Source organism: Lederbergia ruris (genome assembly GCF_018332955.1).
GTDB lineage: Bacteria > Bacillota > Bacilli > Bacillales > Bacillaceae_C > Lederbergia > Lederbergia ruris.
In genome coordinates, this window is the sequence record NZ_BORB01000006.1 from 28,409 (window position 1) to 43,305 (window position 14,897).

Below are 14,897 nucleotides of genomic sequence, written 5' to 3' on the forward strand. Positions count from 1 at the left end.
AAAATTTGGCCCGTTTAATAAGAAAAGCGCAAGCGCCCGTTTAGCGGCATACAAATTTAAAGGCTTCTGACGAGATAAAGGAAACACGGTGAGGACGAAGGACGAACCGATGTTGACTTATCGTAGGAAGAAGACGTAAATTTGCTAGCCGCTGGGCGCTGGAGCTAGATCCAGCATTAGCCAAAATTTATACTTTCCTATCCTATGAAATAGACCATTCCCTAAAGCAATAAAAAACACCGAAATGGAAGATACTCTCCAATCCGGTGTTTTCAAATTATACGATATACCGCTCGGCAGGAATTAAGTGATCAGCTGCTTCTCTTTTCTTGGCAATGCTATTAATCGGTGTATGACGAATCAATTTCCGCAAAGCAGAGTTCATCATGCGGAAGGTATCCCCTTCTTCAATCGCCGCCAGACTCTCCCTCGCCAGTTGTTCTACCTTTACAATCGCTTCTTGGCAAAAGATTTCTGTGTAGAGAAGTTTCTGCTTATTTTTCTCGATCCCCGTTTTGGCTATCGCTTTTTCGGTCCGAACCACAACCGATTCCATCGCATAGGCCAATGAAACAACATCTGCCATTTTACTTAAAATCTCCTGCTCCTCCTCAAGCTTAGCACCGAATTTTTGTGCCCCTAACCCGGCGATCATTAAGGCAACCTTTTTAGTTCCAGTGACTAAGTATTTCTCTTGCTCTAATGGTTCATTCCCCGGCTCCTCAGGCATTAACATCATTAGTTCTTCCTGCAAGGTTTGGGCTTTTTCCAATAAGGGGAGCTCCCCTTTAAAGGCCATTTTTAAAAATGTTCCTGGGACAAGCAAGCGATTAATTTCGTTCGTTCCTTCAAAGATCCGATTAATCCGCGAATCCCGATAAGCTCTTTCAATCTCGTACTCTTCCATATAGCCGTAGCCACCATGAATTTGCACCCCTTCATCGACCACATGATCCAGCACTTCTGAAGCAAAAAATTTATTCAAAGAGCATTCAATCGCATATTCCCGAATCGCTTCCGCTACTTTACTACCGTCCTTCACTTCCTCTTCTGTTAATTGACTCATTTTTTCCTCAAACAAGCCAACCGTTCGATAAACAGAGCTTTCCGCTGCATAAAGTTCCGCACCTAATGTACCAAATTTCTCTTTCGTTAAATTAAATTGGGCAATTGGTGTTTGAAATTGTTTCCGTTGATTCGCATATTTCAATGTAATTTCTAACGCACGCTTTGATCCGCCAACTGCCCCCACTCCAAGCTTATAGCGGCCAATATTGAGGATATTGAAAGCAATCCGATGTCCTTTACCAGCTTCCCCTAAAAGATTTCGGGCTGGCACTTGGGCATCTTCTAAAATTAACGTCCGAGTAGATGAACTTTTAATCCCCATCTTCTTTTCCTCTGGACCAGTAGACACACCAGGAAAATCACGTTCCACGATAAAAGCCGAAAAATGCTCTCCATCAATTTTGGCATAGACAATGAATACATCGGCAAAAGCGGAATTCGTGATCCATTGTTTTTCTCCATTTAAAAGATAATGAGTACCAGCTTCATTCAGTACAGCCGTTGTTTTTGCGCCTAATGCATCTGAGCCTGATCCTGGTTCTGTTAAGGCATAGGCGGCTAATTTTTCCCCTGTTGCCAGGGCTGGCAGGTAGGCTTGCTTTTGCTCTTCGTTGCCAAACAAAACAATCGGTAGAGAACCAATTCCTACATGAGCCCCGTGCGAGATCGAAAAACCACCCGCTTGCGACATCGCCTCCGCAATCAAGGAGGAACTGATTTTATCTAATCCTAATCCACCATAATCTTCGGGAACATCAGCTCCTAAAAGGCCAAGTTCTCCTGCCTTTTTCAGCAATTCGACAGAACGATCAAACTCATGATTTTCTAAGTATTCGACTTGGGGCAACACTTCCTTCTTGACAAAATCATCACTCGTTTTGTAAATCATTTTATGCTCATCTGTATAGTCTTCTGGAGTAAATAATTGTTCAGGAGTCAGTTCTTCGATTAGAAAGGCTCCACCTTTCATGATTTTCCTAACCTTATTTTCCATTCCAAATCCCTCCTTAGATCAATTCAAAAACACCTGCTGCGCCCATTCCCCCGCCAATACACATTGTTACAACGCCAAATTGAACATTTCTTCGTTTCATTTCATGGATTAAAGAAAGAGTTAATTTCGTCCCTGTACATCCAAGCGGATGCCCAAGGGCAATCGCGCCCCCATTCACATTCACGATGTCCTCATCAATTTCTAAAGCACGAATAACTTGGAGCGATTGGGAAGCAAAAGCTTCATTTAATTCAAATAATCCGATATCTGATAATTCAAGCCCTGCCAGTTTCAATGCTTTCGGAACAGCCTCAATCGGGCCGATTCCCATCACCTCTGGTGGAACCCCCGCCACAGCAAAAGAACGGAATTTAGCAATCGGTTGAAGTTCAAGCGATTTTGCTTTTTCATGATCCATAACCAGCACCGCCGCTGCGCCATCACTCATTTGTGAAGCATTGCCAGCTGTCACCGTTCCTTTCACAGAGAAAGCCGGACGGAGTGTTGCTAATACCTCTGCATTTGTATCGGCTCGCACCCCTTCATCTTCTGCGAATAAAACCGTCTTTTCTTGGAGCTTATGATCTGAATCGACCCTTCGTGAGGTCACTTCAACGGGAATGATTTCATCTACAAATTTACCTTCTTCTATTGCTTTCGCCGCTTTTTGGTGGCTGCGAACAGCAAATGCATCCTGTTCCTCACGGGTAATCCCGTATTTTCTAGCTACTTCCTCTGCTGTATGCCCCATGCTCATATAATATTCAGGAGCAGTTTCCGCGATTTTTCGATTTGGACGCACGACATGCCCCATCATCGGCACTAAACTCATTGATTCCGCTCCACCAGCAATGATCGTATCAGCATGCCCAAGCATAATTCGTTCTGCCGCATAAGCGATGGATTGTAAGCCTGATGAACAATAACGATTAATCGTGATCGCCGGAACCGTTTCAGGTAGACCGGCCAAAGCACCAATATATCGAGCCATGTTCATCCCTTGTTCTGCTTCCGGCATCGCACAACCGATAATCAAATCATCAATCTTGCCTTCATAATTCCCTGCCCGCTTCAACGTTTCCTTTACGACTAGCGCCCCAAGATCATCCGGACGTGTCGAAGCGAGTGTCCCTTTTTTGGCTCTTCCGACCGGAGTTCTGGCTCCAGCAACAATCACAGCTTCTTGCATGTTATTCCTCCTCACTTTGGCTAAATTAAGAATCTATCAATTTCTCAATGGTTTTCCTTTCATTAACATATGTTGCATCCGTTGCTGCGACTTTGGTTCAGAGACAAGTTGGATAAAAGCTTCTCTTTCAAGATTTAATAAATATTGTTCATCCACCAATGTTCCGTACGGAAGATTTCCCCCTGCAATTACATAAGCCAACTTTTTGGCAATTTTCATATCATGGTCGGAAATATATCCAGATAATCGCATCGCTTCCGCCCCTACTAATAAAGCGGCATAGCCTGTTTCTCCTGTCACAGGAATTTTCTCAGGCGCAGGTGGTTGATAGCCTTGTTCATATAATGTCATCACTCTTTGCTTGGCATCCCACAGCAAATGATCATGATTCACACTAATGCCATCTGTATGGGATAAATAGTTATTTTCGATCGCTTCCTCCGCCGACGTCGACACTTTGGCCAGCGCAATCGTTTCAAAAACACGATTCGCGACCGCTTGTAAATCCACCTCCACCCCCTCTGGGATGTTTCTTAATATCTTCAGGTATAATTCCTTATTTCCACCGCCACCTGGTATCAGGCCGACCCCGGTTTCCACAAGGCCGATATAGGTTTCCATCGAGGCTTGAATATGAGCAGCGGGTAAACTCACTTCCGCCCCCCCACCAAGCGTCATGCCAAATGGGGCGACAACAACCGGTTTTTCACTATATTTAATCCGTAACATTGCCTCCTGAAATTTCCGCACCACCAGGTCGACTTCAAACACATCGTCATCCTGAGCGGCCATTAAAATCATCGCGATATTGGCGCCCACACAAAAGTTTTTGCCTTGATTGCCAATGACAAGACCTTTATAATTTTTCTCCACTTCATCAATGGCATAGTTGATCATTTGAATAATGTCGAAGCCAATCGCATTATTCGGAGATTGAAACTCTAATAAAAGCACGCCGTCCCCAATATCGATTAAATTAGCTCCACTATTTTTCTTCACGATCTTTCCTTGCTTTTCTAATAAACGTAAATCAATTTCCTTCGGGTTCCTTTTAATAGGTTGATATTCTCCGTTTCTACCATAAAACTGCTCATCATGATAAAAGGAGGAATGTCCGCTTTCCACCATGGTTTTTACCCATCCCGGAACAGCAATCCCCTCTGCTTCCATCTTTTGCACCGCTTTTTCAACACCGATCGCATCCCATAATTCGAATGGACCGATCTTCCAACCAAACCCCCATTTCATCGCCTGATCGATCGCCACCAGATCATCGGCAATCTCCCCGACTAATTCAGCGGAAATGGCTAGAACTGGGGCGATGATGTTCCAAAGAAATTGTCCTGCCCGATCATCGGAATAAAGCAAGGCTTTCAAACGGTTCTCAAGCCCCTTTGCCTGTTTCGCCATCTCAAGTCCTGTTGTTTTTAATTTCTTACGTGGTTCATGTTGGAAAGTTTCCGGGTTTAACTCCAAAATATCCTTTCCCTTTTTCCAATAAAAGCCTTTTCCTGCCTTACTTCCCAACAAATGCTGTTCCTGCATTTTCTTCATAAATTCCGGCACGGCAAAAACTTGTTTTTCCGCCCCCTCCACGTGGTCATAAACATTTTGCGCCACATGGATAAATGTATCGAGCCCGACAACATCAAGGGTGCGAAAAGTAGCACTCTTCGGGCGCCCAATCAAGGTTCCTGTAATGGAATCCACCTCTCCGATGCTGAATCCCGCTGCCAACATCTCACGTACGGTCACAAGCAATCCATAGGTGCCGATACGATTGGCGATAAAATTAGGTGTATCTTTCGCCTCCACAACTCCTTTTCCGAGCACATCTTCCCCGAACTGTTTCATGAAATCCAAGACCTCTTGATTGGTGTGTGTTGTCGGAATCACTTCCAGCAATTTCAAATAACGTGGGGGGTTAAAGAAATGCGTACCTAGAAAATGTGCTTGGAAATCCTCAGATCGGCTTTCTGCCATTGCTTCAACAGAAATCCCTGATGTGTTCGAACTGACAATACTCCCAGTACGCCGATGTTCGTCAATCAATTTCATTACCTGCTTTTTCACTTGCAGATTTTCAACTACCACTTCAATAATCCAATCGACTTCCGCTAACTTCTCGATATCATCTTCCATATTTCCTGGAGTAATAAAAGACAAGCGTTTCCGATGTGTAAGAGGGGCTGGCTTTTCTTTCAATAATCTTTTCAGAGCCGTATTGGCCAATTGATTCCGATCCGCATTCTCTGCTTTTGGCACAATGTCTAATAGTAAAGTAGGGATCCCGACATTCGCCAAATGAGCTGCAATTCCCGCTCCCATGACACCTGACCCAATGACAGCTACCTTTTTAATTCGGTCGATCAAAGAACATTCCTCCTTGATTTTTGAATGAATGATCATTCATTATTCCGCAAAAAAATATAAGAATGATAATCTAGTTGATATTACCAATATATCGAAATTTGTATCCGTTTGCAACGGGAAAATATTATCCATTTCCTTTCAGATGCCATTAAGCTTTTTTATGACTTGACGGAAAATTCTAAACACTACCTTAAAGTTGACTGATCTGCAGCTCACTAGCCTGTATTGCGTAACCTCCAAACTCTCCCTATTTCGCATGTTTCCAATACATAATTATTCAAATAGCAAGACAAACTATAAATGTCAAAATAAAGGAGGTATAAAACATAATGCAAAATCAACCAATGAATCAACAAAATCAACAACCGATTATGCCGCAGCCACCCCATGTCCTAACAACCAAAGATTTTTCTTATATCAATGACATGCTTGCTTGGAATTTACTAGCCATGAAAAAAGCTCATCATGCGGCATCTTATTGTCAGGATCAGCAAATCAAAAATAAGTTGGAAGCTTGTGGGCAAATGCACCAACGACATTATATGAAAATTTTAAGTCACTTAGAAGAAAAACAACAAAATAATTCGATTACCCAATAAATTCGAAAGGAGTTCTCTTTATGCAAAATTCAAATCAAAACCAAAACATGCAGCAAATCAAGAATCCAAACACCCAAGTTCCCAAAACACCGCAAATGAATGAGCGCGATTTTGTCAATGATATATTAAGTCAGGAAAAATACATGGCCCATGCTTATTCTGTAGCTTTAAATGAAGCAAGCCACCAACATTTATACGGAGATTTATTAGAAATTTTTAATGAAACACAAAATATGCAGCATGACTTGTTTAATTTAATGTTTGAAAAAGGTTGGTATAAGTTGGAAGCGGAACAAACGCAAAAAATTCAGCAATCCTATCAGCAACATCAAGGGTACACCAATCAATTCCCTTACCAAGGAAATATCCAATAACAGAATAGCGAATAGAACAGACTTATAAACGGTCTGTTCTTTTTTTTAGCAAATATGTTAAATGGGCTTTACATATCGTTAAATATACTTTACAATATATTTAACAATGTTAAGTTTACTTAACATAAGGAGGAATGGTAAGTGATCATGCAAAATCGCGTAAAGGAGTTGCGTGCCAGGTTTCGATATTCACAAACAGATCTAGCTGATCGAGTCGGGGTTACGCGCCAAACGATCGCGGCCATCGAAAAGGGCGATTATGCACCATCTTTATTATTAGGCTTATCGATCTGTAAAGTTTTTGATCTGCCAATGGAAGACGTCTTCTGGTTAGTAGAAAAGGAGGAAAAGGTATGAGATCGTCAATTCTTTCCATGTTATTAAGTATTTTCACCCTGGTTTTATTCGGTTGGGCGCTGACAACTTTATATGATGCGTATACGCAGTTTGCGTTTATCATGAAAAATCCAACCCCTCCATGGGAGGTAACATTTTCTGTTTGGCCGTTCTTGATAATCTTTCTATACGGCATCCTCTTGTATTTTCTCTATCGCTATAAAAAGAAAGAAAAAACATCGTGGCTTTTCCCCTTACAATTTTCAGAAAGGGATGAGCGGGAACGAGAAATATCAGGAGAAGCTTGCCGTAAAGCGTTTATATCCACTTGGATATCAGCACCTATTGCCGCATCTCTTCTTGTCTTTTATCCATTATTTGAGGAACAGTTCCGCCACTTTCCTATATTCATTGTATTACTGATTCCGATCATTCAGATCTTAACCTATTTCTTTCATATTCGAAAAATTTAAACTTACAAGTATGAGGAGGAAACAGTTTGTTTAAAAATTCTCAAGACCAAATCCGCTCCGGCTGGATCATTCTTATCGGCCTAATCGCCATATATATTTTCCAAAGTATCTTTTCCATTCCCGGTATGATTTTTTTGGCGGTGACCGAATTTACGAATCAATCTGCTGCCATTACAATTGATATGATATCAGCTTTTGAAAATCGGCCATGGGTTTTGCTGCTTACCCAAGGGGGAGGGACAATCGGAGGCATCTTGGCAACCATTCTACTTTGGAAATTTCTAAACAAAAAAACGCTAAAAGAGTTGGGATTTAAGAGATCATGGAAAGATTTCCTTTTCGGCCTGTTCCTCGGTGCGATTTCCATAACATTGATTTTCCTTTTGCTACTTGCAACTGGAAATATCAAGCTGTTGAACGCTTTTTCACAGCCCGATTTCAATGCCTTTACACTTAGTTTTCTGATTATGTTTATTTTGGTTGGTTTTTTTGAAGAAATGTTTTTCCGTGGATATGTCATCAAAACAATGGCCTCACGGCAAAATAAAAAATGGGTCATTTATCTCGTTTCAGCCGTTGTCTTTAGTATTGTCCATGGAGCCAATCCGAATGTCAGTATCATCGGTTTAATCAATATTGTATTTGTTGGTCTTTTATTTGCCTATATGTTTGAGCAAACCAATCGTTTGTGGCTTCCAATCGGCTATCATATTACGTGGAACTACTTTCAAGGAAGTGTGTTTGGCTTTGCGGTTAGTGGCATTTCTCCTCATGGCCTTTATCAAATTGACATCACAAACGGAAATGCCCTTTTAACAGGCGGAGCCTTTGGTCTTGAAGGCGGGTTATTCGCAACCATTTTCATTCTAATTGGCTTCCTTATAACCTGGTTATACACGAAAAATAGAAACATAGAAAAAAGCATGTAAGACCATTCTATATACAAAAAGGCTGCCTAGAAAAAGTTCTAGACAGCTTTTTTTATTCCTCATCCGAGGCAAACATATACCTTTTATAATGATAACGCACAGAGAGCACAATGCCAATTACCATCATATTAGCCAGCAGCCCGCTTCCCCCGTAACTAATAAATGGAAGTGGAATTCCTGTAATCGGCATTAAACCAATCGTCATGCCGATATTTTGGAAAACGTGAAAGGCGATCATCGCCACAACACCCGCACACATATAGGAATAAAATGGATTTTTCGTATCTAAACCTGTTTTCGTAATTTGATAAATTAACAGGAAGAAGAGACTGATCACAATACTCGCCCCAACAAAACCGAATTCTTCACCAATCGTCGTAAAAATAAAATCTGAATGGCTTTCCGGCATATACACTTCCCCGTTATAAAATCCTTTTCCAGTAGTCATCCCTGAACCAATCGATTGTAAAGCATTCACAAGCTGATACCCTTCGTCTGTTCGAAAATTCCACGGATCTAACCAAGAATAAATTCGCTTATATTGGTGCGCCTCTAAAACACCTTGTAAAAGTTCATGATGATAAATCGCTATATATAGAAGGACACTTCCGACAATCCCACAAACGGTGAACAAGGGAACTAAGATCTTCCATGAAATCCCCGACACTAAAATAACCGCTAATAAAATCGCAATAAAAACAAGGGCGGTTCCTAAATCGGGTTGTTTCAGAATTAATAAAGCGGGAACACCTGTCACAACGCTCAACTTTATTAATAACCAGAAGTCCGACTTGAGCGTTTTATGGACAAATTTCACATGGTGACCAGATGTTACTTTGGCCAACACCATAATTAAAAAGATTTTCATAAATTCGGCGGGTTGGATTAACCCTGCGCCAGGAATTTGATACCAGCTGCGGGCCCCGTTTCTTTCCGGTGCTAAAAAGAACTCTTTTGGAAAATGTAAGGCATCAATCGCCAAAAGACCTAATAAGGAAAACGCACAGATCCCATAGGCATACCAAGATACCTTTTTCAATTGATCAGAATCAAACCGCATCATAACATATGCGGCAACAGAGCCAATCACATACCATTGGATTTGCTTAGGGACAAAATTCATATTGTGCTCTCCCACTTTGTATTGTCCCGTTTTCTGCGCACTATAAATGGCAATTAAACTAACCAATGCCATCAGCATTAACGTTAAAATAATGCCGTAATCTATTTTCGGAATCGTTTTTTTAGATGTTGTCATTAATCTCTTCCTCTTTTTCTAGTTCAGAATTCCATCTTAACATTATACTGAAAATCTAGCGATTAAAAAAGGAACAAATTTTGGACTTTTTGTTTCCAAGTCGAGATATTTGAAAAATAAGGCCCAACATCCGTACAATAAAGAACAGAATAACGAAACGGAGGTTATCCGAATGGAAAACATACAAAGTCAAGAAATGTTTGAGCAAGTGATTGCTAGTGAAAAACCTGTCATCGTCAAATTTGAAGCGAGCTGGTGCCCAGATTGTAAACGTCTGGACATGTTTATTGGCGATATCATAGAAGAAAACCCGCAATTCACTTGGTACCAAATCGACCGTGACCAATTCCCTGAGCTTGCAGATCAATATCAAGTCATGGGAATTCCAAGTCTGCTCCTGTTCCAAAACGGTGAGAAACTAGCTCATCTACACAGTGCCAATGCCAAAACACCTGAAGAAGTTACAGCATTTTTAGAGCAAAATAAATAAGGCTCTTCCTATCTTACAAGGCTCCTGAAATATTTGGGAGTCTTTTTATATTGCCCTTTCCTCCCCCCTAGTTTGATCCAGAAAAAATTGGGTACATTATGTAGAAAGACACAAAAAGGAAAGGAGCTTCCTTATGCTTTGGACAATCATCGGTCTTCTAGTGATCCTTTGGATTCTAGGACTAGTCACAAAGATCGGCGGTGCCCTTATTCACATTTTACTAGTACTTGCCGTCATTGTATTTATCATCAACCTTTTTAGAGGACGGGCAAATTAGCTGCGATAATAAGAAAAGCGCAAGCGCCCGTTTAGCGACGTACAAACTTTTTAGGGGCCTGACGAGATAAAGGAAACACAGTGAGCCTAATAAGGCGAACTGATGTTGACTTATCGTAGGAAGGCACCGAAAGTTTGCTAGTCGCTGGGCGCTGGAGCTGGATGTCAACTGCGACATAAGCAGCTTATCCACAAGCTAGGATTTTATAATTTTCTAAGCTACAAAAAAGGGAAAGTCCCAATCAGCGGGATTTTCCTTTTTCATTTCTCATCACGCATCCACTTGCCAGCAAAACAGTATATTCGTATAATATTAAAATTGGAGAAAATACAAAATTTTACATAATCACCCATGTTTTTTTCGACAAAATTGTTTATTTCGAACTGCCCGAACTTCCCTTTATCACATTAACGTTGTACCGCTTTTCATTGCTGCCGACATTAGACGCCCCTACCTATGTTCGTAACTTCCTTGAAATATAAAAAAGTTATTGTAATACAATCTATTCTATTATAAAATACTTAGTAATAAAGTTATGAAAAGGAATATTTTGAAATATTTTTTTCTTAGAGAGACAAGTACTTTAAATTGTCGGAATTTATAGATTGAAAGAAAAATAATAAAATATTTGAAGGTGTGTATGAGATGAATATGCTCGAAGTGAAGAACCTGAAAACAGGGTTTGATATAGACGGAAAGATTTACAATGCCGTCGATGATGTCTCTTTCTCTGTAAAACCTCGACAGATTGTCGGAGTTGTTGGGGAATCTGGTTGTGGCAAAAGTGTCATGTCTCTTTCCATTATGAATTTACTTCCAAAAGGGATCGGAAAAATTACAAACGGGGAAATTCTCTTTGATGGTAAGAATATCGCGGGCTTATCCGATAATCAAATGAATAAGATTAGAGGAAAAGAGATTAGTATGATTTTCCAGGAGCCGATGACATCTTTAAATCCAGTATTTACGATTGGGTTTCAAATAAAAGAAATCTTATTGAACCATCAGAATATAACGAAAGATGAAGCAAGAGCAAAGGCGATTGAATTATTAAAAAAGGTCGGGATTCCGAGGGCTGATACCGTTGTTGACGAATACCCGCATCAGCTTTCAGGTGGAATGCGCCAAAGGGTGATGATTGCCATTGCCATTGCTTGTCAACCGAAGCTTTTAATCGCTGATGAACCTACAACTGCCCTTGATGTGACTGTACAAGCACAAATTCTTGAATTGCTCAAAAGCATTCAAGAGGAAAATGACATGTCGATTATATTAATCACTCATGACTTAGGTGTCGTAGCGGAGATGTGTGATGAAGTGATTGTTATGTATGCTGGGAAAATTGTTGAGCGCACAAATGCGGATCGCTTATTCCATCATCCTCAACATCCATATACGAAACTATTAATGGCCTCTATTCCACGAATCGAAGAGGAAGTAGAGGAACTTGCAACAATAAAAGGAATTGTCCCTTCCTTAAAAAACATGCCGCAGACAGGCTGCCGTTTTGTCGACAGATGTCCATTTGCCAAACCAGATTGTAAGACTATCTCCCCTCAACTTGCAGAGGTGGAGCCTGGACACGAGGTTTCTTGCTTATTATATGAAAGTAGCTATCCAAAAGAAGGTGTAAGATAATGAACCAAACATCCATCAAGCAAGAGAAAAAGAATTTACTGGAAGTGCAAAATTTAAAAACGTATTACCCTATTAAAGGCGGGTTTTTCAAGAAAACAGTTGGAAATGTCAAAGCTGTTGATAACGTATCTTTTACAATCAAAAACGGTGAAACATTAGGATTAGTTGGGGAATCCGGCTGTGGTAAATCAACAACAGGTAGGACCATTTTAAGGCTATTAAATCCAACAGACGGCAAAATAATATTTAACAATCAAGATATCACCTCTTTAAAAGGAAAATCACTAAGAGAGATAAGAAAAGATATCCAAATGGTCTTCCAAGATCCGTATGCAACATTGAACCCGATGCAGATGATTGGAGATGTTGTGTCAGAACCGATTATCAATTACACGAATAAATCGCAAAAAGCTTTAAAAGAAGAAGTGATCGATTTATTAAGAAGAGTCGGATTACCTGAAGATGCCTATTATAAATATGCGCATGAATTTTCCGGAGGACAACGACAACGGATTGGGATCGCTAGGGCTTTGGCGCTTAGACCAAAACTAATCATTGCCGATGAGCCAGTCTCGGCGCTCGACGTATCCGTACAATCTCAAGTTCTGAATCTTTTGAAAGAATTACAAGAAGAATTTGATTTAACCTTCTTATTTATCGCCCATGATTTAAGCGTCGTAAAGCATATGAGTGATCGAATTGGGGTCATGTATTTAGGAAATATGGCTGAAATTGGGGAGAAAGACAGTCTCTATGCTGAGCCACTACACCCTTATACCCAAGCTTTAATTTCAGCTATTCCTTCACCTGATCCAAGGATGAAAAAAGAGCGGATCGTGCTACAAGGGGATGTGCCCAGTCCAGCCAATCCTCCTAAGGGTTGCCCATTCCACCCAAGATGTCCAAAGGCATTTGCGGAATGTGCGTTAACCAAGCCTCAATTAAAGGAGGTGAAGCCAGGGCATCAAGTAGCCTGTCACTTATATAATTAATGTTTACTATTTTAGGAAAATGAAAGGAAAATATGGAGGGGAATCTCATGAGAAAATCAGTATTATGGTCTTTCGTCGTCCTGCTGACCATGTCCTTATTTTTGGCAGCATGTGGTGGCCAAAAGGAAAGCGGAAAAGAAGAAACAAATAACGAAAATAAGAGCAATGAGCAAGCTAAGGAAAGTTCTGAACCTAAGGAAGGCGGCAAGGTTACATTCGGTACTGCCACAGCTCCAGAAGGGGTTTATGATCCAGCTTTCTCTGGTAGTATCGTAGATAGCTATATTCAAGACTTTATGACAGAAGGTATTTATACGGTCAATGATGACCTAGAATATGTTCCAAACTTAGCTAAATGGGAAATAAGTGATGATAATAAAACCTATACTTTCACCTTTGAAAAAGGCGTAAAATGGCATAATGGCGAGGAATTAACCGCTGATGACTGGGTATTTGCTTTGGAAACTTTAGCAGATCCCGATTACACAGGACCTCGTTACAATTATGTTGCTGATATAAAAGGGGCCAAAGCGAAAAAAGAAGGAAAAGCCGATTCCATTGAAGGAATCGAACAAGTAGATGATTATACTGTAAAAATCACCTTTGAAAAAGCAAAAGCAAATAACTTAGAAAATCTTTGGTCTAGCCCAATGCCGAAAAAACATTATGAAGGCATTGCCGTAAAAGATCTAGAAGAATCCAAACAAGTTCGTGAAGAGCCTGTTGGCCTAGGACCATTTAAAGTGAAAAAAGTGGTTGATGGTGAATACTCAGAATTAGAACGTTTTGATGATTACTGGCAAGGCAAACCACTACTTGATGGTGTCGTTGTCAAGATCATTGATCCATCATTGACAGCTGGGTCATTTGAAAATGGCGAAATCGATATTATGGATATTAAGCCACAAGATATTGCTGAACTTTCTAATTTAGATAATGTTCGTGTTGAAGAAACCAAAGGTGTCGGTTATTCCTATATTGGCCTTCGTTTCGGTCATCGTGATAAGGAAAAACATAAGAATGTTGCTGATTTCGATAAATTCAAATCAAAAGAATTACGTCATGCCCTATTACATGCGATCGATCGTCCGTCGATGATTAAAGCATTTCTTGAAGATAAGGCTAACGTAGCCAATACCGTGATCCCAACTGTATTCTGGACAGCTGCAGATGAATCAGAATTAAACCAATATGAATTTGATCAAGATAAAGCAAAAGAACTTTTAGAAGAAGCTGGCTATAAAGATGTCGATGGCGATGGCTTTGTAGAAGATCCGGATGGCAAACCATTTACAATTTCCTTTGGTCATTATGCAGGACCCGCCGCATTTGAAGGACGTTCTCAAGCCATTGTACAAGCTTGGAATGATATCGGTGTGAAAACGGAACTCGCCACAGGCTCTCTGATTGAGTTTAACTTATATAATGATATGAAAGACAATGATGATGAGGCGTTAGAAGCGTTCTTTGGTTCTTGGAGCACAGGTGCTGACCCAGATCCATCCGGATTATGGGGCAATGATGCTGAATGGAACTTTGGTCGTTGGGTTGATGAAGAAAACCAAAAACTATTGGATGAGGCCTTAGGTGAAAAGGCTGCAGACGATCAAGACTATCGTAAACAAGTGTATGTCGATTGGCAAAAACACTTCAACGAAGAACTACCTGCTCTTCCACTATGGGAAAACTTAGACCTATATGCAATTAATGAACGCCTACAAGGTGTCCATATAAATGCTGTCGGTTTCCAAACGGATGTTCACAAGTGGTATGTTACTGACTAAATATAAGTGCTGATAATCCATAGTTTTCTATCGACATAAACGTTCCATAGAAACTATCTATCCTACTATTCTAGGTCCTCCTTGTAGGGGACCCAGAATAGTAGATAAACTTTATTATTGATA

14 protein-coding genes are annotated in these 14,897 nt (G+C 40.5%); 10 read left to right on the top strand and 4 right to left on the bottom strand.

Translation table 11 applies throughout. The features are described from left to right. Nucleotides 1-277: 277 nt before the first annotated feature. The 3 genes from KI363_RS04970 to KI363_RS04980 are packed head-to-tail and all read right to left on the bottom strand — an operon-like array spanning nt 278 to nt 5,624. A complete protein-coding gene (locus KI363_RS04970) occupies nt 278-2,062 on the bottom strand; it encodes an acyl-CoA dehydrogenase FadE (protein ID WP_212965667.1) in 1,785 nt (594 codons plus the stop codon). Between the two features lie 13 nt (nt 2,063-2,075). Beyond that, nucleotides 2,076-3,251 (bottom strand): acetyl-CoA C-acetyltransferase, encoded by a 1,176-nt coding sequence (locus KI363_RS04975; protein ID WP_212965668.1) that lies wholly within the window; start codon nt 3,249-3,251, stop codon nt 2,076-2,078. 36 nt (nt 3,252-3,287) lie between these two features. Next, on the bottom strand, nt 3,288-5,624 hold the full coding sequence (locus KI363_RS04980) for a 3-hydroxyacyl-CoA dehydrogenase/enoyl-CoA hydratase family protein (RefSeq protein ID WP_212965669.1): 2,337 nt from the start codon (nt 5,622-5,624) through the stop codon (nt 3,288-3,290). Nucleotides 5,625-5,953: 329 nt separating this feature from the next. On the opposite strand from KI363_RS04980, the gene KI363_RS04985 reads away from it, so the two are divergent. From KI363_RS04985 to KI363_RS05005, 5 genes are all read left to right on the top strand, one after another. Beyond that, nucleotides 5,954-6,223, top strand: coding sequence for a hypothetical protein (locus KI363_RS04985; RefSeq protein ID WP_212965670.1), 270 nt, complete (start codon nt 5,954-5,956; stop codon nt 6,221-6,223). A gap of 20 nt (nt 6,224-6,243) precedes the next feature. Beyond that, a complete protein-coding gene (locus KI363_RS04990; RefSeq protein WP_212965671.1) occupies nt 6,244-6,597 on the top strand; it encodes a spore coat protein in 354 nt (117 codons plus the stop codon). Nucleotides 6,598-6,744: 147 nt separating this feature from the next. Further along, entirely contained in the window at nt 6,745-6,954 is a 210-nt protein-coding gene (locus KI363_RS04995; protein WP_158324218.1) for a helix-turn-helix transcriptional regulator, read from the top strand. Next, nucleotides 6,951-7,406 (top strand): DUF2178 domain-containing protein, encoded by a 456-nt coding sequence (locus tag KI363_RS05000; protein WP_212965672.1) that lies wholly within the window; start codon nt 6,951-6,953, stop codon nt 7,404-7,406. The genes KI363_RS04995 and KI363_RS05000 overlap by 4 nt, the downstream gene beginning before the upstream one ends. 26 nt (nt 7,407-7,432) lie before the next feature. Then, a complete protein-coding gene (locus KI363_RS05005; protein WP_212965673.1) occupies nt 7,433-8,335 on the top strand; it encodes a CPBP family intramembrane glutamic endopeptidase in 903 nt (300 codons plus the stop codon). A 52-nt stretch (nt 8,336-8,387) separates the two neighbouring features. Here KI363_RS05005 and KI363_RS05010 read toward each other — a convergent pair whose 3' ends face one another. Next, nucleotides 8,388-9,593, bottom strand: coding sequence for an FtsW/RodA/SpoVE family cell cycle protein (locus KI363_RS05010; protein ID WP_212965674.1), 1,206 nt, complete (start codon nt 9,591-9,593; stop codon nt 8,388-8,390). A 109-nt stretch (nt 9,594-9,702) separates the two neighbouring features. On the opposite strand from KI363_RS05010, the gene KI363_RS05015 reads away from it, so the two are divergent. From KI363_RS05015 to opp4A, 5 genes are all read left to right on the top strand, one after another. Next, nucleotides 9,703-10,083 carry a thioredoxin family protein gene (locus tag KI363_RS05015; protein ID WP_281414068.1) on the top strand — a complete coding sequence of 127 codons (381 nt, stop codon included), beginning with the start codon at nt 9,703-9,705 and terminating at the stop codon, nt 10,081-10,083. A 133-nt stretch (nt 10,084-10,216) separates the two neighbouring features. Continuing rightward, nucleotides 10,217-10,360 carry a lmo0937 family membrane protein gene (locus KI363_RS05020; protein WP_158324204.1) on the top strand — a complete coding sequence of 48 codons (144 nt, stop codon included), beginning with the start codon at nt 10,217-10,219 and terminating at the stop codon, nt 10,358-10,360. 645 nt (nt 10,361-11,005) lie between these two features. Beyond that, the gene (locus tag KI363_RS05025) at nt 11,006-11,998 is read left to right on the top strand and encodes an ABC transporter ATP-binding protein (protein ID WP_212965675.1); all 993 of its coding nucleotides are present in this window, start codon (nt 11,006-11,008) and stop codon (nt 11,996-11,998) included. Then, on the top strand, nt 11,998-12,990 hold the full coding sequence (locus KI363_RS05030; RefSeq protein ID WP_212965676.1) for an ABC transporter ATP-binding protein: 993 nt from the start codon (nt 11,998-12,000) through the stop codon (nt 12,988-12,990). Before KI363_RS05025 ends, KI363_RS05030 begins: the two co-directional genes overlap by 1 nt. A gap of 47 nt (nt 12,991-13,037) precedes the next feature. Then, nucleotides 13,038-14,774 carry an oligopeptide ABC transporter substrate-binding protein gene (opp4A, locus tag KI363_RS05035; RefSeq protein WP_212965677.1) on the top strand — a complete coding sequence of 579 codons (1,737 nt, stop codon included), beginning with the start codon at nt 13,038-13,040 and terminating at the stop codon, nt 14,772-14,774. Nucleotides 14,775-14,897: the final 123 nt, after the last annotated feature.